At 70.3% G+C, this 21,287-nt stretch carries 26 protein-coding genes; 16 read left to right on the top strand and 10 right to left on the bottom strand.

Going from position 1 to position 21,287, the window contains the following annotated elements; genetic code table 11:
• Nucleotides 1–12: 12 nt before the first annotated feature.
• Nucleotides 13–666: a response regulator transcription factor gene (locus ABEA24_RS23015; RefSeq protein WP_345433051.1), complete on the bottom strand. Its 654-nt coding sequence runs from the start codon at nucleotides 664–666 to the stop codon at nucleotides 13–15.
• Nucleotides 667–822: 156 nt separating this feature from the next.
• Between ABEA24_RS23015 and ABEA24_RS23010 the strand changes: the two genes are divergently transcribed.
• Nucleotides 823–993: a hypothetical protein gene (locus tag ABEA24_RS23010; protein WP_345433050.1), complete on the top strand. Its 171-nt coding sequence runs from the start codon at nucleotides 823–825 to the stop codon at nucleotides 991–993.
• 117 nt (nucleotides 994–1,110) lie between these two features.
• Here ABEA24_RS23010 and ABEA24_RS23005 read toward each other — a convergent pair whose 3' ends face one another.
• The 4 genes from ABEA24_RS23005 to ABEA24_RS22990 all read right to left on the bottom strand — a co-directional run bounded on the left by ABEA24_RS23005 (nucleotide 1,111) and on the right by ABEA24_RS22990 (nucleotide 5,178).
• The gene (locus ABEA24_RS23005; protein WP_345433049.1) at nucleotides 1,111–1,935 is read right to left on the bottom strand and encodes an alpha/beta fold hydrolase; all 825 of its coding nucleotides are present in this window, start codon (nucleotides 1,933–1,935) and stop codon (nucleotides 1,111–1,113) included.
• A 158-nt stretch (nucleotides 1,936–2,093) separates the two neighbouring features.
• Complete coding sequence (locus tag ABEA24_RS23000; RefSeq protein WP_345433048.1) at nucleotides 2,094–2,894, bottom strand: inositol monophosphatase family protein; 801 nt, start codon at nucleotides 2,892–2,894, stop codon at nucleotides 2,094–2,096.
• Between the two features lie 32 nt (nucleotides 2,895–2,926).
• Nucleotides 2,927–3,925, bottom strand: a complete 999-nt coding sequence (locus tag ABEA24_RS22995) for a ferrochelatase (RefSeq protein ID WP_345433047.1) — start codon at nucleotides 3,923–3,925, stop codon at nucleotides 2,927–2,929.
• Between the two features lie 92 nt (nucleotides 3,926–4,017).
• Nucleotides 4,018–5,178 (bottom strand): lytic transglycosylase domain-containing protein, encoded by a 1,161-nt coding sequence (locus ABEA24_RS22990; protein ID WP_345433046.1) that lies wholly within the window; start codon nucleotides 5,176–5,178, stop codon nucleotides 4,018–4,020.
• A gap of 172 nt (nucleotides 5,179–5,350) precedes the next feature.
• Between ABEA24_RS22990 and ABEA24_RS22985 the strand changes: the two genes are divergently transcribed.
• From ABEA24_RS22985 to ABEA24_RS22940, 10 genes are all read left to right on the top strand, one after another.
• On the top strand, nucleotides 5,351–6,661 hold the full coding sequence (locus ABEA24_RS22985) for a D-arabinono-1,4-lactone oxidase (protein ID WP_345433045.1): 1,311 nt from the start codon (nucleotides 5,351–5,353) through the stop codon (nucleotides 6,659–6,661).
• Between the two features lie 398 nt (nucleotides 6,662–7,059).
• Complete coding sequence (sepH, locus tag ABEA24_RS22980) at nucleotides 7,060–8,481, top strand: septation protein SepH (protein ID WP_345433044.1); 1,422 nt, start codon at nucleotides 7,060–7,062, stop codon at nucleotides 8,479–8,481.
• Nucleotides 8,482–8,652: 171 nt separating this feature from the next.
• On the top strand, nucleotides 8,653–9,186 hold the full coding sequence (locus ABEA24_RS22975; protein ID WP_345433043.1) for a GNAT family N-acetyltransferase: 534 nt from the start codon (nucleotides 8,653–8,655) through the stop codon (nucleotides 9,184–9,186).
• A gap of 96 nt (nucleotides 9,187–9,282) precedes the next feature.
• Nucleotides 9,283–9,720: a MarR family winged helix-turn-helix transcriptional regulator gene (locus ABEA24_RS22970; RefSeq protein ID WP_345433042.1), complete on the top strand. Its 438-nt coding sequence runs from the start codon at nucleotides 9,283–9,285 to the stop codon at nucleotides 9,718–9,720.
• On the top strand, nucleotides 9,717–10,781 hold the full coding sequence (locus ABEA24_RS22965; RefSeq protein ID WP_345433041.1) for an MFS transporter: 1,065 nt from the start codon (nucleotides 9,717–9,719) through the stop codon (nucleotides 10,779–10,781). Before ABEA24_RS22970 ends, ABEA24_RS22965 begins: the two co-directional genes overlap by 4 nt.
• Nucleotides 10,769–11,476, top strand: coding sequence for an MFS transporter (locus ABEA24_RS22960; RefSeq protein ID WP_345433040.1), 708 nt, complete (start codon nucleotides 10,769–10,771; stop codon nucleotides 11,474–11,476). The genes ABEA24_RS22965 and ABEA24_RS22960 overlap by 13 nt, the downstream gene beginning before the upstream one ends.
• 64 nt (nucleotides 11,477–11,540) lie before the next feature.
• A complete protein-coding gene (locus ABEA24_RS22955) occupies nucleotides 11,541–12,449 on the top strand; it encodes an aldo/keto reductase (protein ID WP_345433039.1) in 909 nt (302 codons plus the stop codon).
• Nucleotides 12,450–12,585: 136 nt separating this feature from the next.
• Nucleotides 12,586–12,732, top strand: a complete 147-nt coding sequence (locus ABEA24_RS22950; RefSeq protein WP_345433038.1) for a hypothetical protein — start codon at nucleotides 12,586–12,588, stop codon at nucleotides 12,730–12,732.
• Between the two features lie 102 nt (nucleotides 12,733–12,834).
• Nucleotides 12,835–13,500: a hypothetical protein gene (locus ABEA24_RS22945; RefSeq protein WP_345433037.1), complete on the top strand. Its 666-nt coding sequence runs from the start codon at nucleotides 12,835–12,837 to the stop codon at nucleotides 13,498–13,500.
• Complete coding sequence (locus tag ABEA24_RS22940; protein WP_345433036.1) at nucleotides 13,382–13,834, top strand: M29 family metallopeptidase; 453 nt, start codon at nucleotides 13,382–13,384, stop codon at nucleotides 13,832–13,834. The genes ABEA24_RS22945 and ABEA24_RS22940 overlap by 119 nt, the downstream gene beginning before the upstream one ends.
• Before the next feature lie 57 nt (nucleotides 13,835–13,891).
• Here ABEA24_RS22940 and ABEA24_RS22935 read toward each other — a convergent pair whose 3' ends face one another.
• Complete coding sequence (locus ABEA24_RS22935) at nucleotides 13,892–14,479, bottom strand: TetR/AcrR family transcriptional regulator (protein WP_345433035.1); 588 nt, start codon at nucleotides 14,477–14,479, stop codon at nucleotides 13,892–13,894.
• A 135-nt stretch (nucleotides 14,480–14,614) separates the two neighbouring features.
• Here ABEA24_RS22935 and ABEA24_RS22930 point away from each other — a divergent pair, with 135 nt between their 5' ends.
• The gene (locus ABEA24_RS22930) at nucleotides 14,615–15,016 is read left to right on the top strand and encodes a nuclear transport factor 2 family protein (RefSeq protein ID WP_345433034.1); all 402 of its coding nucleotides are present in this window, start codon (nucleotides 14,615–14,617) and stop codon (nucleotides 15,014–15,016) included.
• 63 nt (nucleotides 15,017–15,079) lie between these two features.
• On the opposite strand, the gene ABEA24_RS53640 is transcribed toward ABEA24_RS22930, so the two are convergent.
• The 3 genes from ABEA24_RS53640 to ABEA24_RS22925 are packed head-to-tail and all read right to left on the bottom strand — an operon-like array spanning nucleotide 15,080 to nucleotide 16,163.
• Nucleotides 15,080–15,238, bottom strand: coding sequence for a DUF397 domain-containing protein (locus ABEA24_RS53640; protein ID WP_425551223.1), 159 nt, complete (start codon nucleotides 15,236–15,238; stop codon nucleotides 15,080–15,082).
• Nucleotides 15,235–15,351, bottom strand: a complete 117-nt coding sequence (locus tag ABEA24_RS53635) for a DUF397 domain-containing protein (protein WP_425551222.1) — start codon at nucleotides 15,349–15,351, stop codon at nucleotides 15,235–15,237. The genes ABEA24_RS53640 and ABEA24_RS53635 overlap by 4 nt, the downstream gene beginning before the upstream one ends.
• Nucleotides 15,333–16,163: a helix-turn-helix domain-containing protein gene (locus tag ABEA24_RS22925; RefSeq protein ID WP_345433033.1), complete on the bottom strand. Its 831-nt coding sequence runs from the start codon at nucleotides 16,161–16,163 to the stop codon at nucleotides 15,333–15,335. The genes ABEA24_RS53635 and ABEA24_RS22925 overlap by 19 nt, the downstream gene beginning before the upstream one ends.
• A 94-nt stretch (nucleotides 16,164–16,257) precedes the next feature.
• Here ABEA24_RS22925 and ABEA24_RS22920 point away from each other — a divergent pair, with 94 nt between their 5' ends.
• The gene (locus tag ABEA24_RS22920; RefSeq protein WP_345433032.1) at nucleotides 16,258–16,692 is read left to right on the top strand and encodes an ATP-binding protein; all 435 of its coding nucleotides are present in this window, start codon (nucleotides 16,258–16,260) and stop codon (nucleotides 16,690–16,692) included.
• Between the two features lie 64 nt (nucleotides 16,693–16,756).
• Here ABEA24_RS22920 and ABEA24_RS22915 read toward each other — a convergent pair whose 3' ends face one another.
• Entirely contained in the window at nucleotides 16,757–17,986 is a 1,230-nt protein-coding gene (locus ABEA24_RS22915) for an MFS transporter (protein WP_345433330.1), read from the bottom strand.
• Nucleotides 17,987–18,278: 292 nt separating this feature from the next.
• Here ABEA24_RS22915 and ABEA24_RS22910 point away from each other — a divergent pair, with 292 nt between their 5' ends.
• The 3 genes from ABEA24_RS22910 (at nucleotide 18,279) to ABEA24_RS22900 (ending at nucleotide 21,211) form a co-directional block, all read left to right on the top strand.
• Nucleotides 18,279–19,277 (top strand): LLM class flavin-dependent oxidoreductase, encoded by a 999-nt coding sequence (locus ABEA24_RS22910; RefSeq protein WP_345433031.1) that lies wholly within the window; start codon nucleotides 18,279–18,281, stop codon nucleotides 19,275–19,277.
• Nucleotides 19,278–19,424: 147 nt separating this feature from the next.
• Nucleotides 19,425–20,402: an ATP-binding cassette domain-containing protein gene (locus tag ABEA24_RS22905; RefSeq protein ID WP_345433030.1), complete on the top strand. Its 978-nt coding sequence runs from the start codon at nucleotides 19,425–19,427 to the stop codon at nucleotides 20,400–20,402.
• Nucleotides 20,399–21,211, top strand: a complete 813-nt coding sequence (locus ABEA24_RS22900) for an ABC transporter permease (protein ID WP_345433029.1) — start codon at nucleotides 20,399–20,401, stop codon at nucleotides 21,209–21,211. The genes ABEA24_RS22905 and ABEA24_RS22900 overlap by 4 nt, the downstream gene beginning before the upstream one ends.
• Nucleotides 21,212–21,287: the final 76 nt, after the last annotated feature.

Here is a 21,287-nt window from a genome sequence, read left to right as displayed (position 1 = left end):
CCGGCGAGGGGATCAAAGACGGTACCCCGCGCCGGGAACGGTCTCGATGACCTGCGGCTCACCGAGCTTCTTGCGAAGCGTCATCATGGTCACCCGCACCACGTTGGTGAAGGGATCGATGTTCTCGTCCCAGGCCTTCTCCAGGAGCTGCTCGGCGCTGACGACGGTGCCCTGCCCTCGCATGAGCACCTCGAGCACCGCGAACTCCTTCGGCGTCAGGTCGACCGGCCGGTCGTCCCGGGTGACCTCGCGGCGGGCCGGGTCGAGCCGCACGCCGGCGCGCTCGAGCACAGGCGGCAGCGGCGGCGCGGAACGTCGGCCCAGCGCGCGGATCCGGGCGATCAACTCGGCGAAGGCGAACGGCTTGGCGAGATAGTCGTCGGCCCCGATCGACAGTCCCTCGACCCTGTCGTCCAACTCGCCCGCCGCGGTCAGCATCAGGACGCGCGCCGCGGCCCCTTCGGCGACGAGGCTCCGGCAAACCTCGTCGCCGTGGACCCGCGGCAGATCGCGGTCCAGCACGACCACGTCGTAGTCGTTGACGCTGGTCCGCTCCAGCGCGCTGGCGCCGTCGTACGCGACGTCGACCGCCATCGCCTCACGCCGCAACCCGGTGGCGATGGTGTCGGCGAGCACGCGCTCATCTTCGACGACCAGGACTCTCACCTGTTTCCACCCCCTGGAAGGCCACGCGCTGGACCGGCGATTCAGTTATGTCACGCCGCGTGTAAGTCCCTGATAAGCGTGTCCAGGATATTCGCAGGTTTACCGAGAACGGGGACCTGGGTAGGGGAGCCTGGCGACCTATCGAAGGGAGACCGCGTGGGCGAGTTGACGAACACGATTCAGCAGCGTCTGTCCGATGCGTACGATTCGCTCCGGACAGCCCGCGACGCTGGTGACGATCTCCTGGTCGATGCCCAGGAGGCGGAGATCGACGACCTGCGTCGCACGGCCGCCGATCACGGGATCGACCTGCCGCGCCGCGGCTGACGGGATGGTCGGCGGGCGCCGGGCCCGCCCAGAGACGTCCGGGGGCCTCGCACCTGAGGGTGTGAGGCCTCCGCGTACGTGTCTGATGGCGCGGACGGCGTCCGCTCACGGGTGCCGTCAGGACTCCAGGACCTCGCGCAGGCGGGCCGCGTAGGCCCGCGGGTGGCTCGTGTTGCCGTTGTGCCCGCCGGGGAAGTCGGCGATCTCGACGCCCGTCAGCGTCGCCAGTTCCTGAGCGCAGCGGTGGTCGAAGACGGTGCGCGGGGTGTTCCGGCCCGCGGCGGGCACGATTCGGGTGGTCGTACCCCGCAGCGCGGTGACGTCCAGCGTGTCGCGGATGACCGCCGTGAAGTCGCGCTCGATGAAGAAGTCGAAGTTGGCCTTCCGGGTCTCGGTCATCGGGGCCGGGGTCCGGCCGGGCTCGGCGGTCGGGTCGGACGGGTCGATGCCGAGGACCTCGGCGATGAGTTTGAAGGCCGCGGCCAGCCCCTCGCGCCGGTACACCTCCTGGAGCTCGGCGAGCTCACGCTCGTGGTGCGTGCGCTCCGCCTCGGGCAGCAGCCATGGCGCGACCGGCTCGTGCGCGATGAGGGTCGAGATCTGTTCCGGGTGGTCGACGGCCAGGTGCAGGCCGATGACCGCGCCGAGGCTGCAGCCGAGCATGGCCACCGGCTCGTCGGTCAGCGACGCGAGCAGCCGGTGCGCGTCGTCCGCGTGCTCGGCGATCGTCACCCCGGCCCCGGCGTCGTCCAGGGTGCTGCGGGACAGGCCGCGCCGGTCGTAGGTGACGACGGTGTAGTCCTCCACGAGCCGATCGACCAGGTCGACGCTGCGGTCGGCGTCGCCCTCACCGCTCTGGGAGATCAGCAGCATGGGGCCGGTCCCACGGACCTGGTAGTGGAGGTCGGCACCGGCGACGCGGAGAGATTTCGAGGTCGTCATCGGGGATTCCTTCTCGTGAGGAGGAGAGCCGTGCGCGCTCTATCGAGAACGACGATAATCCATCGAGTTAGATACATCAAGATAGATGCATCTAATTCGATGCTTTTCACGGCCGCGTCCCACCCACAGGCGATCCGTCCCGGATGTTCCTCCGCAGCTCAGCCGCGTGCGGCGCCGACCTCGTCGAGGAGGTCGTGCAGTGGGCCGAACAGGTCCGGGCCCGCACCGATCGTGAGCTCCGCGCTCGGCGGGGCGCCGTGCAGGCCGCCGACGGTCCCGCCGGCCTCCTGAAGGATGAGCGCCCCCGCGGCGAAGTCCCACTCCTGGGGGCCGCGCTCGTAGTAGGCGTCGACGCGGCCGGCGGCCACGGAGCACAGGTCCACGGCGGCCGAGCCGCCGCGCCGGATGTCGCGGACGTGCGGGAGCAGGCCCAGCAGGGCCTCGGCCTGGTGCGTGCGGCGTTCGGCGGAGTACCCGAACCCGGTCGCGACCAGCGCCTTGTCGAGGGAGACGCCGGTGTTGCAGCGGAGCCGTTCGGTCGACCCGTCCTCGCGGATCAGGTGCGCGCCCTGCCCCCGCGCGGCGGTGTACAGCTCGCCGCGCATCGGCACGGACACGACGCCGACGACGACCTCGCCGTCGACCTCACCGGCGATGCTCACGGCCCAGTCGGGCAGGCCGTACAGGTAGTTGACGGTGCCGTCGATCGGGTCGACGATCCAGCGGACGCCGCTGGACCCGCCGCTCTCGCCGCCCTCCTCACCCAGGAAGGCGTCGCCGGGCCGGGCGGCCCGGATGCGGTCGACGATGAGCCGCTCGGACGCCTTGTCCATCTCGGTGACGACGTCGGTCGAGCTCGTCTTGGTGTACGCGACGCCGAGGTCGGCGGGTCGCTTGTCGACGAGCATGACCGAGGCGACCTCGGCCGTGCTGATCGCCAGTTCGAACAGGTCCTGCACGTTCCCCCCTTGGGATCCCGGCCGCGTGTCGGTCATCGGCCGGTCGTCACGTCCGCGCGGCGGCAGTGGCCCGCGGCGCAGTGGTCGGGGCGCGGCCCCAGGCTTCCCAGCGCCGGGCGGTCGGTCCCGTCGCGTTCGAGGACCAGCTCGCGGACCATCGCGACGAACCGGGGATGGACGCCGGGCGTGGCCGCCCGCTCGATCCGCAGCCCGAGGCGGCCGGCGAGCTCCGCGGCCTCGATGTCGAGGTCGTACTTGACCTCCATGTGGTCGGAGACGAAGCCGACGGGCACGATGACGGCCGCGCGGGCGCCCTCGGCGTGCATCTTCGCCAGGTGGTCGAGGATGTCCGGCTCCAGCCACGGCACGCTCGGCGGGCCGCTGCGGCTCTGGTACACCAGGTCCCAGGGGCGGCCCTCCGCCACGACGGCGGAGATGTCGGTCAGCTCCGCGACGTAGTCCTCGCGGCCCGGCTGGGCGAGCGGCACGCTGTGCGCGGTGAAGACGACGCGGGCGTCGTCGCGCAGCTCGGCGGGCAGCCGGTCGAGGGCGGCCCGGGTGTTCTCGATCATCGGCTCGACGAAGCCGGGGTGGTTGTAGTAGATCCGGAGCTTGTCCACCTCGGGGGCGTCCTCGACCTCGGCCCGCGCCCGATCGATGTCCTCGAGGTACTGCCGGCAGCAGGAGTAGCCGCTGTAGGCGGACGTCACGAACGCCGCCGCCCGGCGTACGCCGTCGGCCTTCATCTGCTCCAGCGTGTCGGCGAGGAAGGGATGCCAGTTGCGGTTGCCCCAGTAGACCGGCAGGTCGAGGCCGTGCGCGGCGAAGTCCGCCTCGATGGCGGCCTTGAGGTCGCGGCACTGCTGGTTGATCGGGCTGGCCCCGCCGAAGTGGTGGTAGTGCTCGGCCACGGCCTCGAGGCGTGCGCGCGGGACGCCCTTGCCCCGCGTGACGTTCTCCAGGAACGGCATGACGTCCTCGGGCTTCTCCGGCCCGCCGAAGGACAGCAGGAGCAGCGCGTCGTAGGGCATGCCCCCATCCAACCAGCAGCCCGCCGATGCCCGGCACCCACCCGACCGAGCGGCTGGACCGACCCGGCGACCCGGCGGGGCGATGGGACCGGTCAGGAGTAGCGGCGGGCGTACGCGCGGGCCAGGGACAGCACGTTGTTCACGTACGCCGGCGAGTGGTTGTACGCGAAGACGGCGTGGTACAGGCCGCTGCCGCCGCGCCCGGCGCCGCTCGCGCACAGGTACTTGGCGGCGGCCGGCACGGCGTCGTAGGGGTCCATGATGTCGGCCTTGCCGTCGCCGTCGCCGTCCACGCCGTAGATCCGCCAGGTCGCCGGCATGAACTGCATCGGGCCGAGCGCGCCCGCGCTCGACGGCCCGGCGTTGCGCCCGTGGTCGCTCTCGATCTGCCCGATGGCGGCCAGCACGGTCCACGAGAGTCCCGGGCAGACGCCGGCGGACTGCTGGTACAGGGCGAGGTACGTGCCGGGGCGGCCGGAGGACGGCTGCTTCTGCGCGGGCTGCCCCTTCGGCTGCGTCGCGGACTGGTGCAGGTCGATCACCTGGCTGTGCTCGCCGACGACCTTGCGCAGCCGCGTCCCGAGGTTGTTGAGATCGGCGCCGGGCGCGTTCACGAGGAGGGCGATGTCGCGGACCAGGCCGATCTTCCGCCCGGTCTCGCGTCCGACGAGCACGTTGATGCCGGGCAGGCCCAGCGAGCCCGAGCCGCCCATGGTGACGAACATCTGCGCCCGGCCCAGGACCGGGTACTGCATCGACTCGCGCAGCCCGAGCTGCTGCTGGACCTCGTCGGAGACGACGAACCGGTCCTGGGCGAGGGCGTTCCACAGCCCGTCGTTCTTGGCCGTGCCGGGCGGGGTCCAGGAGCGGAAGGCCGACGGGTCGACGGCGAACATGTTCACCCGGCCGCCCTGCAGCTGCACCGCCCCGGCGTCCACGGTGATGACGTCACGGACGCGCTTGAGGTGGGAGACGCCCTGCAGTTTCTTCGCGGTCACCGGGCCGTCGGCGACGACGAGGAAGTCGGGGTCCACGACGCGCTTCAGTGCGGCGGGCTGCTCGGTGTTCGGCACGACGGTGGTGACGGACCGGTCGCCCGCCTTCGGCCCCGAGGCCGCCGCGCGCCCGCCCTTGGGCGCCGTCCTGGGCGCGACGGTCACGACGTACACCGCGCCGCTCGCCGCGGTCGCGGTGGCCGCCAGCGCGATGGCCGCCACGGCGGCCGGGAGTCCTCTGCGAACGAAGCGTCTCATCGCTACTCCCAACGATCGGACCCGGACGGTAGTTACCGATGACTCGACAGCACTTCGACAGGTACGGTTCGGACAAAGATGTGATCCGCCCGGAGACGGCCTGGTCACGAGCCTCAATGATCATGGTCATGGGGTTGCCGAGACCGGTCGAAAGATGAGTAGATTTCACCTTATGCCCCCCGTAACACCGCAGACGTGGCGAAATTGGGCCGGAAACCAGCGCGCCACCCCCCGGCGCGTCGTGACGCCCCGGTCCACCGCGGACGTCGCCTCCGCCGTCAAGGCCGCGGCCGCCTCCGGCCTGACGGTGCGCATGGCCGGCGCCGGGCACTCCTTCACCGACGCCGCCGCCACCGAGGGCCTCCTGCTCCGGCCGGACGGCCTCACGGAGCTGCGGTCGGTCGACACCGCGACCGGCCTCGTCACCGCCGAGGCGGGCATGCCGCTGAAGGTGTTCAACGCGCAGCTGGAACAGCACGGCCTCGCCCTGGCCAACATGGGGGACATCCAGGAGCAGACCGTCGCCGGCGCCACGCAGACCGCGACCCACGGGACCGGGCGCGACGCCGCCGGCCTCGTGTCACAGATCGCCGGGCTCGAACTCGTGCTGGCCGACGGCAGCGTCGTCACCTGCTCCCGCGAGGACCGGCCCGAGCTGTTCGACGCCGCCCGCGCCGGCCTGGGCGCGCTCGGCATCGTCACCGCGATCACCTGGCAGACCGTCCCGGCGTTCCTGCTGCAGGCGCGCGAGGAGCCCATGCGGTGGGACGAGGTCCTGGAACGCCTCGACGAGCTCGCGACCGAGAACGAGCACTTCGAGTTCTACTGGTTCCCGCACACCGACGGCTGCCTGACCAAGCGCAACAACCGTGTCTCCGGCCCCGCCCGGCCGCTCGGGACGTTCCGGCACTGGCTGGACGACGAGTTCCTGTCCAACTCGGTGTTCGAGGTCGCGAACCGCGTCGCCCACCGCGTCCCCGGCGCCATCCCGACGATCAACGGCGTGTCCGCGCGGGCCCTGGGCGCCCGGACGTACACCGACGTGTCGCACAAGGTGTTCACCAGCCCGCGGCGGGTCCGTTTCAAGGAGCAGGAGTACGCCGTCCCGCGTGATGAACTGGCCGGCGCGCTCCGCGAGGTCCGCGCGCTCATCGAGCGCCGGGGCTGGCGGATCTCCTTCCCCATCGAGGTGCGCCTGCTGCCGCCGGAGGACGCCTGGCTGTCGATGGCGTACGGGCGGGACAGCGCCTTCATCGCGATCCACGTCTACCACGCGACCCCGCACGAGGAGTACTTCCAGGGCGTCGAGGAGGTCCTGACGCCGCTCGGCGGACGGCCGCACTGGGGCAAGCTGCACACGCGGGACGCTTCGTACCTCGAGGGCGTCTACCCCCGATTCGGCGACTTCCTGGCGCTACGCGACCGTCTCGATCCCGAACGCCGCTTCGACAACCGCTACCTGACCCAGGTATTCGGCACCTGAAGCCCGTAGACTCGGCGTGAATCGCATCCCGCTTGCGCGGCGTGCAGATCCCTCGTGCTCCGACCGGTAACCGCGTACGACCCCCCGAACCGTCAGCATCCACCGATCTCCCGACCGCGTCCCGTGACAGCGGCCGCGTGAGCCACGCCAGACAGACGGCATCACGCGGCAAAGGATCCACAAGAATGGTTAAGCCCCCCGTCGCCGCCGTCCTCGAGCGGGCAAGCTGGGACGACACTGCGGGAACTTGACAAGGATCACGTCGTGGGGGCGGCGATGTTCGGACATGCCGGGTACGGTGCTGGCGGGCAGGTGCGTCCTGACGCGAGACTGGTAGGACCGGGGGAAGGGCACGCATGCGCCCCGAGCCGCGTCGGACAGGGCACGAAAGGACACGCATGCAGGAGCTGCGCCTCGTCGCGGTCAGTGAGGACGGGTCGTACCTCGTCCTTGCCACCGCGGGACGGGGCACCCGGTTCACGCTGCCTATCGATGATCGGCTGCGCGCCGTGGTCCGTGGGCATTTCTCCCGCCTCGGCCAGTACGAGATCGAAGTGGAGAGTCCCTTGCGTCCCAAGGAGATCCAGGCTCGTATCCGCGCTGGAGAGACAGCGGAAGAGATCGCCGAAACGGCAGGCATCCCAGTGGAGCGTGTCCGCTGGTTCGAGGGACCGGTTCTTCAGGAGCGCGAGTACATGGCCCAGCAGGCCCAGCGCGTGCCCATCCGACGCCCGGGTGAGTCCTCGCCCGCCCCTGCCCTCGGAGAGCTCGTCGAGGAGCGCCTCGGCCGGCGCGGCATCGACCTGGAAGAGGTCGAGTGGGACTCCCGTAAGTGCGAGGACTCGACGTGGCGGGTCAGCCTCTCCTTCTACTACGACGGCCGTCCCTACTCGGCAGAGTGGGCGTACGACCCGCGCCGCCGCCACATCTCGGCCGTGAACGACGAGGCCTCGCGCCTGTCCTCCCTCGACGTCGACGAGTCCGCCGACGACACCGTCACCCCGTTCGTCCCGCGCCGCGCCATGAAGATCGTCGGCGACCCCGTCCGTGAGCAGGCTCCGCCGCCCGCTCCCGTCGTCCAGGTCCCCGGTCCCGCCCGCCGCGAGGAGTTCCCGGCCGAGGAGCCGGCCGTCGTCCGCGAGGTTCCGCGGCCGGCCCCCGCGGAGGAGCCCGCAGCGCTGGCCCCGCGCCCGCGCGAGGCCCGCCCGGAGATCGCGGCCAGGCCGCAGGAGCTGACCGTACCCACGCGGCCCGCTCCCCCGGTCGCCGCCGAGCCCCCGGCTCCCGCGCCGCAACCGGCCAGGCCCGAGCCCGTCGCCCCGCCCGCCGCCGAGCGCACCCCGGTCGAGGCCGCACCGGCGGAGACGCCGCGGGTCGAGGCGCCGCAGGTCGAGGCGCCGCAGGTCGAGGCGCCGCAGGTCGAGGCGCCGCGGGTCGAGGACAAGCCGGCCGAGGTCGAGCAGCCGGAGCGGGAGACCGCCGAAGTCAAGCCGCAGGCGCCCAAGCCGGCTCCGCCGAAGCCGCTGGCGCCGAAGCCGGCCGCCGCCAAGCCCGCTGCGACGGCGAAGCCCGCCGCCGCGAAACCGGCCGCCGTCCAGAAGCCGGCCCAGACGCGGCCCGCCGCGCAGAAACCGGCGCCGCAGAAGCCCACGGAGAAGCCGGCCGAGAAGGCTCCGGAGCGTCCGGCCGCGGCCACGAAGCCCGCGACCCCGCCGGCTGCCCCGGAGAAGCGACCGCCCGCCCGGAAGCGTGCCCGCAGCAAGCGCGCCTCGGTCCCGTCGTGGGACGAGATCATGTTCGGCGCCCGCCGCCCCGAGTAACCCGGAGGAAGGCACCGGCGGTCACCATCGCCGGACACCGGCTACGGAAGCCATGAGGTCGACCCTTTCAGCCACGGCAGCAGGCTACGGGATGATGTGCGGCGGGATCGGGTGATTCGGGTGAGGTGCCCGTGTTCCTGCCCAGATCAGGCGGGCTGAGATACTCCGGCCATGGATGCCGGGGCGATGGGGAACGGTAGGCGATCGGACGCGACGGTGCCCGCACGGGCCACGTCGGCGCATGCCGCGGGCTGGGTGTTGCGTTCAGCGGTCGCGGCGGACGTCGAGGCGATCGCGGAGTTGCGCGCCACGGTCATGCGCGCGGATCTCGAACGCCTCGGGCGCTACGACGAGCACCGCGTACGGCAGCGGCTGCGGGACTCCTTCTCTCCGCAGTACACGTCGATCATCATGGTCGACCGTGAGCTCGCGGGATGCGTCACGGTCCGTCCCGCCGAAGACAGGCAGTGGCTGGAGCACTTCTACCTCGCTCCGCACTGGCAGGGCCGAGGGCTGGGATCCGCCGTCCTGCGCACGGTGCTGGAGCGGACGGACGCGCAGGGCGTGACCGTGGGTCTGAACGTCCTGCAGGGCAGCGCCGCCCGCCGGCTCTACGAACGCCATGGATTCGTCCTGGAGGCCCAGGACCCGATCGACGTCTTCATGGTGCGCCCGCCAGGGGCGAGCACCGCCGCAGAATCCTGACCCGCGGCAGCGCCCTACTTCCGCTGACCGAGGAACGCCGGCACCGGCCTATCTGCGGAAATATACTAACCTAAGCTTATAAGTTAGGCTTAGCATATGACCGACGAACCGGACGTTCAGCAGATTTCCGAGGCGCTCCTGGCCGGGATCACGATGCTGGTCCGCCGCGTGCGGCAGGTGCAGGTGGACGACGAGCTCTCGCTGCACGAGAGCTCGGCCCTGAAGCGGCTGAACCGCGCCGGCCCGACCACGCCCAGCGCACTGGCCCGCCTCGAACAGATCACCCCGCAGTCGATGGGGAGGACCCTGGCCGGACTGGAGGCACGCGGCCTGGTCGAACGGCGCCCGGACCCGCAGGACGGCCGGCGCGTGTTCCTTTCGCTGACCGAAGCCGGGGGGCAGGCGCTGCTCACCAGGCGTAACACGCGGATCGAGACGATCGCGGCGGCACTCTCGAGCGACTTCACGCGGCCGGAACAGGAGCAACTCATGGCGGCCGCGCGGCTGATCGAGCGACTCGCGGAGGGCCTGTGAGCTCGACCGGGCAGAAGGGCGATCGGTCGGAGCACACGGCCGCGCCGGGAACGCGCCGGCGGTCGGCGGACGACCGTTACCGGTGGGCGGCACTGACGAACACGACGGCCGCGATCTTCATGGCGGCGCTCGACGGTTCCATCGTCTTGATCTCCCTGCCGGCGATCTTCCGCGGCATCCGCCTGGATCCACTGGCGACGGGCAACCTCGGCTATCTGCTGTGGATGATCATGGGCTACCGGCTCGTACAGGCCGTTCTCGTGGTCCCCCTCGGCCGTCTGGGCGACATGTTCGGCCGGGTCAGGATCTACAACGCGGGGTTCACCGTGTTCACCGCCGCCTCCATCCTGCTGTCCTTCGACCCGTTCCACGGCGGAGGGGGCGCGCTGTGGCTGATCGGCTGGCGGATGCTGCAGGCGGTCGGCGGGTCCATGCTCACCGCCAACTCGGCCGCGATCCTCACCGACGTGTTCCCCGCCGACCGGCGCGGCTTCGCCCTCGGCATCAACCAGGTCGCCGGTCTGGCCGGCCAGTTCGTCGGCCTGGTCGCCGGCGGTCTGCTCGTGCTCTGGGACTGGCGGGCGGTGTTCTGGGTCAACCTGCCGGTAGGGATCTTCGGAACGCTGTGGGCGTACGCGAAGCTCCGCGAGACCCGTACGCCGAGCCCCCGCGCGCCCGCCCGCGTCGACTGGTGGGGCAACGTCACCTTCACGGTCGGCCTCAGCGCGATCCTGATCGCCATCACCGACGGCCTCCACCCCTATCACCACCACACCATGGGCTGGACGAATCCCGAGGTCATCGGCCTGCTCTCGGTGGGCGCCGCCGCCCTGACGGCGTTCGTCGTGGCCGAGACAAGGGTCGCCGAGCCGATGTTCCAGCTCAGTCTGTTCCGCATCCGCGCCTTCACCGCGGGCAACCTGGCCGGATTCGCCAGCCGCCTGGCCCAGGGCGGCCTGCAGTTCATGCTCATCATCTGGCTGCATGCATCTGGCTTCCGCTCCACGGCTACGACTACGGCGACACGCCGCTGTGGGCCGGCGTCTACATGCTGCCGATGACCTTCGGCTTCCTGGTCGCGGGCCCCGTCGCCGGCTGGATGTCCGACCGGCTCGGCTCTCGCGGCCTGGCCACCTCGGGCATGGTGCTGTACGCCGCCAGCTTCATCGGGCTGACGCTGTTGCCCATCGACTTCCCGTACTGGGCGTTCGCGCTGCTCATCGCGGTGAACGGGATCGGCGTCGGCGCCTTCAGCTCGCCCAACTCCTCCTCGATCATGAGCAGTGTCCCCGCGTCACGGCGCGGCGTCGCGTCCGGCATGCGCTCGACGTTCCAGAACACCGGCATCGCGCTGTCGATCGGCGTGTTCCTCTCACTCATGATCGCCGGGTTGGCCGCCAGCCTCCCGCACACGCTGACCACCGGACTGCGACAGCAAGGAGTGCCGCCCCAGGTCGCCGAGCAGGTCGGCGCGCTGCCGCCGGTGGCCTCGCTGTTCGCGGCGATTCTCGGCGTCAACCCGGTCGAGCGGCTGCTCGCGCCCAGCGGGACGCTCTCCTCGCTTCCGGCGGGGAACCGGCACACCCTCACCGGGCGAGAGTTCTTCCCGAACCTGATCGCCACCCCGTTCCACCACGGCCTGGTGATCGTGTTCGGCGCGGCCGCCGCCCTGGCCGTACTGGCCGCCATCGCGTCCCTGCTTCGTGGTGCCCCGGACACCCGGCTCCGGCGACAGGCTGGGGCGCAAGTGCGGTGATATGGTCTTGAAATCGCCTAAGCCTTCTCGGCCCGGATCTTGGTCCGCCGAGGAGGCTTTTTTCATGCCTACGACCACCTTCATGACCGGTGCCGCAGCGGCCGCGGGCACCTGGAAGCTCGGCGACCTGACCGTCAACCGCATCGGGTTGGGCGCGATGCGGCTGACGGGCAGTGCCGCGTTCGACCTCGGCAGGCCGAGCGACCGCGAACGGTCGATCCGCGTACTCCGGCGCGCGGTCGATCTCGGCGTCAATCACATCGACACGGCCGCGTTCTACTTCTCGTCGCTTCGCTCGGCCAACGAGCTGATCAACCGGGCGCTGGCGCCGTACCCCGATGATCTGGTCATCGCGACCAAGGTCTGGCCGGGCCGCGATCCCTCGGGCGAGTGGTGGTGGGCCACCCCCGCGCAGCTGCGCGGCCAGGTCGAGGAGAACCTGCGGCAGCTCGGCCGCGACCACCTCGACCTGGTGAACCTGCGCATCCCTCGATCGCGGCAGGCCGAATCGATCGCTGAGCACTTCGGGGCGCTGGCCGAACTCCGCGACGCCGGCCTCATCCGGCACCTGGGCATCTCCAACGCCACACCCGAACACCTCGCCGAAGCGCGGTCCATCGCGCCGGTCGTCTGCGTCCAGAATCCCTACGGCATCGGCGCACCGCCCGAGGCCACGGCGTTCCTGCGCGCCTGCGGGGAGCAGGGCGTGGCGTTCGTGCCGTTCTTCACCATCGCCGGTGAGGGACGCGAAGCCGGTGCCCCCGGAACCGACAGCGCGCAGGTCCGTTCCGTCGCACGCGCGCACGGTGCGACGGCCGCCCAGGTGCGACTGGCCTGGGCGCTCGAGCAGGGCCCGCATGTGCTGGTCATCCCCGGTACCGGCGATCCGGAGCACCTCGCGCAAAACGTCGCCGCAGGCGCACTACGCCTCTCCGACGAGGAAATGAAACGCCTTGCGGTTAACGGCGGGTAAATCCCGACTTATCAGGCTTTCACAAAACTGGTATTGCATTCCTTGATCGTTCCGATGCACCATGGCGAAGATCCGCTAGACGATCTTGAGCAGCGGGTCCGACCGAGTTCCGCATCACGGAGAGGAGTCCGCAGCGATGTCGACCGTGACCGCAGACCACCCCCAACTCGATGCCCTGGATCCATCACTCGACCTCGGCGAATTCATGATCGAGAGCACGACGAGAAGCAGCAGGGCGGGGACCCTGAGCAACTTCAACACCCCGCAGTACTTCTGGGTCTGACCAGGTAGGCGCGTGCGCCGCGGGCTCCGGGCCGGCGGTGCGCGCGCTTCCCGGTGAAAGGTCCGGCACCCCGGATAAGACACCTGCTTCGGAGGCTGACGAGTGAATGACGTCTGGGAAGAGTCGGTCGAACGCTTCACGGCGTACCTGCCGGAATCCGTGTCGACCTGGCTGGTGATCATCGATGCCGCCGCCCACGCACGCCTGGCGGCATCCCTGCTGCCCCGGCTCGGCGACGATGTGCGGGTCCTCCGTCTCGGCGAGGTGTCCATCGACGACGTACGGGCGGCGGCACTCGAGTACGTCGACCAGGACCACGTCGGCCTCATCGGTTTCCACGCCCGGAACTATCCGGAGTACCAGGAGGCACTGGTGCTCTTCGCCGACTGGCCGAGCCGCCGCGTGAAGCTGTGCCTCGAGGTCTGGGACGACAACTTCGCCACGCTTTTCGCCGAGGATCCGCAGGAGGTGGCCCGTCGATGCGACGGGCTCCGCCGGCAGTTGACCGGCGAACGGACTCTCACCTATCGGGCCGCCGACGACGCGGCCGAGTTGCTCTCCTTCGACTGCGCGCCGGACGACTGGGTCGCCTACAGCGGGCTCGAGGACCTGGGTCGCCTACAGCGGGCTCGAGGACTACGACTACCTCTTGCCCAGCGGGGAGGTCGCGTGCGTCCCGGAGAGCGCGAGCGGCACCCTGCCGGTCGAGGGGTGGATCATCGGGACCATCCCATTCGGCCGGAAGTACGGCCGGATCGGCCCGGGTGACCTCACCGTCCGCATCGAGAACGGCCAGGTGACCGGCGTCACCGGGCGTAACACCGAACTCTGCCGGGACCTGGAGATGGCGTTCGACCGGCTGCCGGGGGTGCGTTCGATCGGCGAGCTCGGGATCGGTCAGTCGAAGGCCGTCACCGAAGCGGCCAAGTCGCACAAGGCGGCGTTCACCTGGCACGAGCGCAACTACGGGGTGCACATCGGGTTCGGCGCCGAACTGAGCGAGACCGCCGACCCCGACCAGCGGGCCACCGCTCACCATCTGGACGTCGTACTCTCCCGGGGGCGGCTGACCGGACAGGCGGGACCGCTACTGACCTGGTGACCGCGCGGCACGGCACCCGAGGCATGGCCACGTCACGAGTACGGGAGCAGGGACGGCTCACTGCGCCTGGGCGCCACCGAAGCCGTGACGCATGACCCGGAGAAGTTGCCGTGCGTGGTCTGCGCCGGTGGCCGCGATGGCTGCCGCGCTCGTCAGAGCGAGCAGGTCGTCCACGCCGAGGCCGGTGTCCACGACACCGGCCTGCTGGGCTCGGGCGAGCAGCTTCTCCGCGGTCGACCGCATGGATCGGTGCCAGTCATCGAACAACTCGGTACGGCGCTCGTCGTTGTTCTCGGTCCCGGCGAGCGCCAGGTCGCGCTTGGTGGCGACGTGGACGACGAAGTCGTCGAGCCAGGTGAACAGGGCCTCTCCCGCCGATTCGGCCTCGAGCAGGGCGGCACCCTGCTCGCAGAGCGCCGTCACCTCGTCCGCGTACACCGCCACGACCAGATCGGCGCGGGTCGGGAAATGCCGGTAGAGCGTCGCGTTGCCGACCCCCGCCCGGCGGGCCACCTCGTCCAATGCGACGTCGGGCCCGCGTTCGTCGAAGAGTTCCTTCGCCGCCGTGAGCAGCGCCTGGGCGTTCCTGGCCGCGTCCGTCCTGCGCGGCCGCCGCGGAGCCGCCGGCTCGCCCGGATGCGCCATCCTCGCCTCCTCGTTGCGAAATGGGGACTTCCCCATTTATCGTACGCGAGTGGGGAGCTCCCCACATAACCGCCCGGCTGTCCGTCGACTGGCCGAGCGGTGAGCCTCTCGCACCTCGCGAACAAAGGATCCTTCATGGCCCTCACCTGCGAAGATCGGTTTGTCATCACCGAGCTGATCGCGATGCACGGACACCTGTGCGACAGCGGAGAACTCGACCGCCTGGACGAGGTGTTCACCGCCGACGTCGTCTACGACGTCACGGACTTCGGACAGGACGTCTTGAGAGGGGTGGCGGCGTGCGCCGACGCGGGGCGCGCCTTGGGCGACCGCAATCCGGTCGGGCACCATGTCACGAACATCGTCCTGAGCGAACAGGCCGACGGCCGAGTGCACGCACGCTCCAAGGGCATCGGCATCTACGCGGACGGCCGGAGCGGCAGCCTCACCTATGAGGACACCGTCGTACGCGTGGACCAGGGCTGGCGGATCACCCACCGAAAGGTGCTCGCCCGAAGGGCTCCCCTGGGCAAATGAGCCCCGCCGCCTCGGCCCGGCAGGCGGCCATCGCTTTCCACGGCGTGCTGCCAGGCGAGAAAGTTATCGTCTGGCGAGAACCCTGGGAACGAACAGGCGCGGCCGCGATGCCAACGAGCGCCCCTCCGCCAGCCACGCAGTGGCCACTTCGACGCAGCTTGATTGGGCTTCTCCGCTACGGCTCGACTTACGCCACGTGGTAGCCCATCGCCCGACGATCACGCCGAACCTTCCGAATGAGGCCACACCGCTGCTACTTCTACGCAGCTGGACTGCGCCTCGGCACTACGGGTGGACTTTCGCCAAACAGCTGAGGTCAGGTTCGGTCGATCCATATCTGGCCCATCGCTCCGACGATCATGCCGATCGATGCTTCGGGAGGCAGAGCTGCCGCCCGCAACTGATCGTAAGCCAGCACCACCTCTCTAAGCTCTTCTGGTTCGGAGATCAAACGCCCGATTCGGCGCCCCTCAGCGAACGCCACCTGCGGCTGATCAGAGAACTCGAACATCGAGAACGGTCCAGCCACGCCTGCAAGCTCGCCCGTTGCCATCGGCAGAACTTGTATGTGGACAAAGGGCAGCCGAGCGAACTCGACGAGTTGCTTGAGCTGCTTCCGCATGGTCTCGATGTCGCCGACCGGCTGTTTCACTGCCGTCTCGTGCAAGACGACCCAGATGGAGGGCGGGTCGGGGCGGTGGAGGATCGACTGCCGCCTCAGGCGGTCGGCGACTCCGGCTTCGACCGCCGCCTCGTCGGCCAGGGGCTGTGCGGCTCGGATGATGGCGCGAGCGTACGCCTCCGTCTGGAAGAGGCCGGGGATGAGGCTGTTGGCCCAGATGCTGATCTTGTTGGCCTGGGACTCGAGTTCGATGTAGTGCTCGAACCAGCGGGGCGCGGAGCGTACGAACTCGGCGAGGCGGGTGAGCATGTCCGGCAGAGCGAAGAGCGTGTCCGCGCGTTCGGGGAAGCCGTCCGGCGGGTTGCGGCGGGCGGTTTCGACGCTGGCGACGGTGGACAGCGCCCAGCCGAGCTTGTGGGCGAGTTCGTCGAGCGTCCAGTCGTTCCGCTCGCGCAGGCGGCGGATCTCCGCGCCGAAGAACGCGCCGAGCGAGGAGAAGGCGTCGAGCTTGCGGGGTGGGGGCATGTGGCACCTCGATTGTGAAACCGGAACACCTGCGCAGCGTAATCACACGACGACAGTCTGTCCTCGGTAAATCACCAACCGACGGGAGGAAGTCGTGACACGGTGCGTTCTGCCGGGAGAGATCAGTGGGGTGCTGCTGGCCGACGTGCGGCTGGTCAACGCCCCGGAGTCGGCGTCGGCGGCGCGCCGGATCGTCAAGGCGGTCGCCTGCGCGTGGGGCGCGGCGGCGGTCGCCGACCGGGCCGAGCTGCTGGTCTGCGAGCTGGTCGCCAACGCCACGAAGCACGCCCGCGACCGGCTCGGCACGAACCTGCGGCTCGTGGTGTCGCGCGACGACGACCGGCTGCGCATCGAGGTCCATGACGCCAACCCGGCACTCCCTCGCGTACGGCACGGCGGACTGCTGGAGGAGAACGGCCGCGGCCTCCTGCTCGCCGAGACGCTGGCCGACCGACTCGGCTGGCAGGTGCTCGCCCGGGGCAAGGCCGTGTACGTCGAGCTGGCGGCGTGGCCCGTTCTTCCGAAGTAGAAGACGGGACGCCGGCAGCGGTGCGGTTGCCCCTTGCACGGGTGAAGCCCGACGAGGTCGGAGGTCAGGAATTCCCGGCTTGGCACGTCCGGCCGTCGTGGGCGGCAGTGCCGGGGATGGCGTTGGCGGTCGCAGCGGCGTCGGCGCGGGTTATCGGTCCGGCGGGCCAAGCGGCGACGACGGTGGCCGCACCGATGACCGCGGCCGCGAAGAGGAAGGACCAAGGTATTCCGCCGGGCTGATCGACGATCAGGCCGGCGATCGCACCACCGGCCGAGTTGGCCGCGACGGGAACCGTCACCAGCCAGGTACCGGCCTCGTTGCGCATCCCGGCCGGCACGATGCGGCCGACGATGGTGGTGTAGACGGTCAGTGTGGGGGCGATGGTGGCGCCGCCGATCGCGAGTGCGATGCCGAGCGTCAGCGCATCCGGCATGATCGCCAGGACCGCTGTGCTCAGTGAGACGGCACCGAGCAGCCATGCGAACTGCCGTGGAAGCGGCGCGCGTGGCCGCGCCATGCCGTACCCGAAACCGCCCAGACCAGATCCCAAGCCCCATACCGCGAGCAGGACACCCGCCAGTCCGTCGGCGCCGGCACCCGTGTGCCGGGTCGCGTACGCCGGCACGGTGACGCTGACCGCGCCGAACGCCGCTCCCAAACTGCCTACGCAGACCAGCACAACCGCGAAGCCCGGCACCAGCAGCGGACCCAGCCCTCGGGTCCTCGTATCCGGCGAGGCCGGGCGCTGCCCGCGCATCGCGGAGCCACGGGCGAGAACCAGCGTGCCTGCCATGGTCACGATCGCCGACCCGGCGATGGCCGCGGCCGGCGAGGCGACCAGCACCACAACCGCCACCAGGAGCGGACCGGCCACGAACACCAGCTCGAACAGCGAAGTCTCCACCGCCAATGCGGCACTGCGGAGGTGATGCCGGCCGGTGCCGTCCTCGGTAAGGCCGATCCACGCGCTGCGGATCGCCGCCGTCAGCGGCGGATAGGTCCCGCCCGCGAACACCGCTGCCGCGCAGATCAACGGCAGCGAACCGCCACTGGCCGCGAGCAGGAGCGCGACCAGACCGACGGGGTGAGCCGCGGCGGACGCGCGGAGCACCGGCGTGGATCCGAGCCGATCGGCGACTCGGCCGACGACCGGGCTGATGAGCGCACCCGACAAGGCGTAGCTACCAGCCGCGATGCCGGCCGACGCATAGCGTCCGGTTGCTTGTTCGACCACGAGCAGCAAAGCGAGGGGCGTCACGCCCATGCCCAGGCGGGCGAGCACACCGGCCACCAGCAGCAACGGCGCCCCAGGGATCCGCCAGACCGCCACGTACTGCCGCAAAGCAGATCCCTTCCCGCCGCCTGGCAAGCACCAACCGCCGCCTCGACGGCGTTGTTCCGAAATGGCGACCAGGCCGATGCATACACCGCCACCCGGCCGTGCCCACGGCCGCCGGTACCGCCGAGGCCGGGTCCGCACCGATAGCGGCCGGCGATCGCCTGCGACAATCAGGGCGCCATCGGCCAAGACGGAGCATCTCCGTGGAATCGGGAGGGTCGCTGTGCCGACTACCTCGCAACCGTTGCGAAAGCTCGGTTTCCTGACCATCGGGTTGTTCGACGGAGCCGATCCGCGCCCGGGCCACGAGTCGACGCTGGACGTCATCGAACTGGGCGAACAGCTCGGATTCGACAGCGCCTGGGTGCGCCACCGCCATCTGCAGTACGGCATCTCCTCCCCGGTCGCCGTCCTCGCTGCGGCCTCGCAGCGCACCAGCCGGATCGAACTGGGCACCGCGGTCATTCCCCTCGGCTGGGAGAACCCGCTGCGGCTGGCCGAAGACCTGGCGACGGTGGACATCCTGTCCGGCGGACGACTCAACCCGGGCGTCAGCGTTGGGCCGCCCATGCACTACGACCAGGTCAAACAGGCGCTCTATCCCGACACCGCCGACGCCGAGGACTTCGGTTACGACCGCGTGCGACGGCTGTTGGACTTCGTGTGCGGTGAACCGGCAGCCGGGTTCAGCGGTACGGAGGGCTTCGAGGTGTTCTCCGACCGGGTCGAGCCGCATTCACCCGGCCTGGCCGACCGAATGTGGTACGGCGGCGGGAGCCTGCGGTCGGCGCGATGGGCCGGCGAAAACGGCATGAACCTGCTGACGAGTAGCGTGGTGAAAGCCGAGGAGTCCGAGGACTTCGCCGAGATCCAGCTCTCCCACATCCGGGCGTTCCGCTCGCATCACCCCGACGGCGAGCGCGCCCGCGTCTCTCAGGGGCTCGTCGTCATTCCCACCGACACCGCCTCGGCGGAGCAGCGCGCGAGGTACGAGGAGTACGCGCGGAAACGGACACCGCGCACAGCGACTCCGCAGGGCCCGGCTCGGATGATGTTCGCGCCCGACCTGGTCGGCACCTCCTCCGAGATCGCCGAACGACTGTACGCGCACGCCGCGTTCCGTGAGGTCGACGAGGTGGCCTTCGCGCTGCCGTTCACCTTCGAGCACCAGGACTACGTCCAGATCCTCACCGACATGGCCACCAGACTCGGCCCGGCACTCGGATGGAGCCCGAGCGACTGAACCCGCGGCTCCGCAACCGGGAACACCGCTCTCCGGCAGGGGCTCTCAGCGGGCTGTCAGGGCGTCTCAGGCTGATGTGCGTGGGATGTCAGGGCGATCCGCGACAGTGAGGTCATCACTTCACGTACCTCACGGGGAGAAGACTCCATGACTTACGCGATCCAGGCAGAGGGCCTGGTGAAGCGGTTCGGCGAGACGGTCGCCCTGAACGGTGTGGACCTCACGGCTCGCGCCGGCACCGTACTCGGCGTGCTCGGCCCCAACGGGGCGGGCAAGACCACCGCCGTCCGCATCCTCGCCACGCTCCTGCGGCCCGACGAGGGCCGCGCGCTCGTCGACGGCCACGACGTCGTCCGGGAGGCCCACCAGGTCCGCCAGCTCATCGGCCTCACCGGGCAGTACGCCTCGGTCGACGAGATGCTGACCGGCACGGAGAACCTCGTCATGATCGGCCGGCTGCTGGAGCTGTCCCGGGCCGAGTCCAAGGCGCGGGCGGCGGAGCTGCTCGAACGGTTCGAGCTGTGGGACGCCCGCGACCGCCCGGCCAAGACCTACTCCGGCGGCATGCGCCGCCGGCTCGACCTGGCCGCCAGCCTCGTCGGGCGGCCCTCGGTGCTGTTCCTCGACGAGCCGACCACGGGCCTCGACCCGCACGCGCGCGGCGGCATGTGGGACACCGTCCGCGGCCTGGTGGACGACGGCGTGACCGTCCTGCTGACCACCCAGTACCTGGAGGAGGCCGACCAGCTCGCGGACGAGATCGTGGTCATCGACCACGGCCAGGTGATCGCCAACGGCACGCCCGACCAGCTCAAGAACCAGGTCGGCGGCCAGGTGCTCCAGGTGCGGCCGGTGGACGAACGGGACCGCGAGACGGTCGCCGGGCTGGTCAGCGTCGTGGTGGGCGATGGAATGCAGGTCGAGGGCGATCTGGTGACCGCGCCGGTGACCGACCCGTCCGTGCTGCCGACCATCGTCCGCCGCCTCGACGACGCCGGCGTGGTGGTGGCCGAGCTGTCCCTGCGCAGGTCCACGCTGGACGAGGTCTTCCTCGTCCTGACCGGCCATCGCACCGAGAGCACCGATGAAACCCCGGAACTCGTCATCGAAGGGAGCCGGGCGTGACCGCCTCCACCCTCGCCGCACCCCGTACGCTGACCCGGCGCGTCAGCCCCGCCGCCACCCTGCGGCACACCGCGACGCTCGCCTGGCGCAGCCTGGTGCAGATCAAGCACAACCCGATGGAGCTGATCGATCTCAGCATCCAGCCGATCATGTTCGTGCTGCTGTTCACGTACGTCTTCGGCGGCCAGATGACCGGTGGCCATCCGGTGCAGTACCTGCAGTTCGCACTGCCCGGCATCATCGCGCAGAACGCCATGTTCGCCACCATGAACACCGGCTTCCTGCTGAACACCGACATCACGAAGGGCGTCTTCGACCGGCTGCGGAGCCTGCCGATCGGGCGGATGGCGCCGCTGGCCGGCCGGATCGTCGCCGACACGGTCAAGCAGGCGTGGTCCATGGCGATCCTGCTCGCCGTGGGCCTGCTCATCGGCTTCCGCGTCAAGACGAACATCGGCGGCCTGCTTCTGGCGTTCCTGCTGTTGCTGGCGTTCGCCCTGGCCTTCTCCTGGATCGCGGTGCTCATCGGCGTCCTGGTCAGCGAGCCCGACAAGGTGATGATCTTCGGCTTCACGACCATTTTCCCGCTGAGCTTCACGAGCACCGCGTTCGCGCGGGTCGACACGATGCCGGGCTGGCTGCAGGCCTGGGTCAAGGTCAATCCGGTCACCCATCTCTCCGACGCGACCCGCGGCCTCATCAGCAGCGGCCCCGTCGCCTCCCCCGTGATCAAGACCATGGTGTGGGGCGTGGCGATCGCAGCGGTGTTCGCGCCCCTGGCGGTGCGTGCCCTGCGCCGCCGTGTCTGAGACGGAACCCGAGCGCGGGTCCCGCACCGGCGGAGGCCCGCGCTCGCGTCATCCGATGAGGCCGTCGGACGGCGGA

It is taken from the genome of Actinoallomurus vinaceus (assembly GCF_039542055.1).
Lineage (GTDB): Bacteria > Actinomycetota > Actinomycetes > Streptosporangiales > Streptosporangiaceae > Actinoallomurus > Actinoallomurus vinaceus.
The sequence above is the reverse complement of the archived record's forward strand: the minus strand, read 5'-3'. Positions and strand labels throughout refer to the sequence as shown.

What these genes read in the sequence shown, in the direction of transcription:
- ABEA24_RS22935 (WP_345433035.1), bottom strand. Translation starts at nt 14,479, where the DNA reads ATGGCGCATCCGGGCGAGCCGGCGGCTCCGCGGCGGCCGCGCAGGACG.
- ABEA24_RS53635 (WP_425551222.1), bottom strand. Translation starts at nt 15,351, where the DNA reads ATGGATCGACCGAACCTGACCTCAGCTGTTTGGCGAAAGTCCACCCGT.
- ABEA24_RS22950 (WP_345433038.1), top strand. Translation starts at nt 12,586, where the DNA reads ATGTCGACCGTGACCGCAGACCACCCCCAACTCGATGCCCTGGATCCA.
- ABEA24_RS22960 (WP_345433040.1), top strand. Translation starts at nt 10,769, where the DNA reads ATGCTGCCGATGACCTTCGGCTTCCTGGTCGCGGGCCCCGTCGCCGGC.
- ABEA24_RS22905 (WP_345433030.1), top strand. Translation starts at nt 19,425, where the DNA reads ATGACTTACGCGATCCAGGCAGAGGGCCTGGTGAAGCGGTTCGGCGAG.
- ABEA24_RS22985 (WP_345433045.1), top strand. Translation starts at nt 5,351, where the DNA reads ATGCCCCCCGTAACACCGCAGACGTGGCGAAATTGGGCCGGAAACCAG.
- ABEA24_RS22930 (WP_345433034.1), top strand. Translation starts at nt 14,615, where the DNA reads ATGGCCCTCACCTGCGAAGATCGGTTTGTCATCACCGAGCTGATCGCG.
- ABEA24_RS22995 (WP_345433047.1), bottom strand. Translation starts at nt 3,925, where the DNA reads ATGCCCTACGACGCGCTGCTCCTGCTGTCCTTCGGCGGGCCGGAGAAG.
- sepH (WP_345433044.1), top strand. Translation starts at nt 7,060, where the DNA reads ATGCAGGAGCTGCGCCTCGTCGCGGTCAGTGAGGACGGGTCGTACCTC.
- ABEA24_RS22990 (WP_345433046.1), bottom strand. Translation starts at nt 5,178, where the DNA reads ATGAGACGCTTCGTTCGCAGAGGACTCCCGGCCGCCGTGGCGGCCATC.
- ABEA24_RS22975 (WP_345433043.1), top strand. Translation starts at nt 8,653, where the DNA reads ATGGATGCCGGGGCGATGGGGAACGGTAGGCGATCGGACGCGACGGTG.
- ABEA24_RS22970 (WP_345433042.1), top strand. Translation starts at nt 9,283, where the DNA reads ATGACCGACGAACCGGACGTTCAGCAGATTTCCGAGGCGCTCCTGGCC.
- ABEA24_RS22925 (WP_345433033.1), bottom strand. Translation starts at nt 16,163, where the DNA reads ATGCCCCCACCCCGCAAGCTCGACGCCTTCTCCTCGCTCGGCGCGTTC.
- ABEA24_RS22955 (WP_345433039.1), top strand. Translation starts at nt 11,541, where the DNA reads ATGCCTACGACCACCTTCATGACCGGTGCCGCAGCGGCCGCGGGCACC.
- ABEA24_RS23005 (WP_345433049.1), bottom strand. Translation starts at nt 1,935, where the DNA reads ATGACGACCTCGAAATCTCTCCGCGTCGCCGGTGCCGACCTCCACTAC.